Below are 1,423 nucleotides of genomic sequence, written 5' to 3'. Positions count from 1 at the left end.
GGTTCCGTCAAGAAGTCTGTGTAATTTGATAAGGCCCAATACATTGGTTTATCCAGTATGAATTTATAATGATTTGGTATGTGAAAAGTGAAGCTAGCTTCACTTTTCACATACCATTTTTTAAACGGTATTTTACTCCGATAACTCTGTTTCTCCATATCTTTCTTTAAATAGTTTATAGATTTTTTCATGGGCTAGACCAAATCCAGCTGTCCGTTTAGTGGTCCAACTATTGTTATAATTATTTGATACTAAATATACGATTTTCTCCACGGATTCTATACTTGGAAGGCTATTCATTGTCTTTAAACGCTTTCTGACTTCTTTAATAGTTCGCTCAATCATATTCGTTGTGTAAATATAAGATCGAATCTCTTTTGGATATTTATAAAAAGTAAGAAGAACAGGTAAATCTTTTTCCCATGAATCCACTTCTTTTTTGTATTTCTTGCCCCATTTCTCTTTGACCATTTGAAACGCTTCTTCCGCACTTGGTAAATCTGCAGCTCTATACACTTGTTTAAAATCACTTGAGACTTCTTTCTGATCGGATTTTCTTACTTTAGACAATACATTCCTCATTTTATGGACAACACAACGTTGAACATCCGCTTTCGGATATACACTTAGAAACGCTGTTTCTAAGCCAGTTAATCCATCGAAAATACCTAGTAAGACGTTCTTTACGCCTCGCTCATGTAAATTTTCTAGAATCTCTCGCCAACCACTTGCCGATTCTCGCCCACCAACGTAAAACCCTAAGATCTCACGCTTCCCTTCCAACGTAATGCCTAAGGCAATATAAATCGCCTCTTTTTCAACCGTATCGCGGCGCACACTGAAAAATAAGCAATCTAAATAGAGTGCGGTGTAATTCGACTCTAATGTACGGGATTGCCAACTTTCGATATCATTCCTAATCTTTTCGGTAATATTAGATACAGTAGTAGCTGAGTAAGGATTACCATCTAATAAACGTTCTACAAACTTCCCGACTTGTCGTGTGCTTACACCGCTTTGATATAGACTTAGAACCGCTTCCTCTAACCAACCGTCACGACGTTGATACGGTTGAAATAAGGAGGTTTGAAAGTCACCGTTCCGATCTCTTGGGACAGACAAATCTTCTATTCGTCCAAACTTTGTATCCAACATTCTTTGATAATAACCATTTTTAGAATTAGGTTCGTTTTGAGGTTCTGTCTTTAGGAAGTTTTGAATTTCCTCTCTAAGAATCATTTCTAATTTCTCTTGTACAAAGTCTTTTACCATAGCTTCAATTTGTTTACCTAAGTCTAAATTGGGTATACTATTATTAGGCATGAGGCAAAGTCTCCTTTCATTTTAGGTTCTGGATAAACCTAGGGGGTACTTTGCCTTATTTTTTGCCTAAAAATGTTTACACATACTTTTATACATCATC

General features: G+C 36.2%; 1 protein-coding gene. It reads right to left on the bottom strand.

Going from position 1 to position 1,423, the window contains the following annotated elements:
- Positions 1-132 precede the first annotated feature (132 nt).
- On the bottom strand, positions 133-1,323 hold the full coding sequence (locus tag ACTFSI_RS27955; protein WP_044790599.1) for an IS256 family transposase: 1,191 nt from the start codon (positions 1,321-1,323) through the stop codon (positions 133-135).
- Between the last annotated feature and the right edge of the window lie 100 nt (positions 1,324-1,423).

It is taken from the genome of Bacillus cereus group sp. MYBK101-2 (genome assembly GCF_051918845.1).
GTDB classification, from domain to species: domain Bacteria; phylum Bacillota; class Bacilli; order Bacillales; family Bacillaceae_G; genus Bacillus_A; species Bacillus_A paranthracis.
Note: the sequence above shows the minus strand (reverse complement) of the source record. Positions and strands in the feature narration are given on the sequence as shown.

What these genes read in the sequence shown, in the direction of transcription:
- ACTFSI_RS27955 (WP_044790599.1), bottom strand. Translation starts at nt 1,323, where the DNA reads ATGCCTAATAATAGTATACCCAATTTAGACTTAGGTAAACAAATTGAA.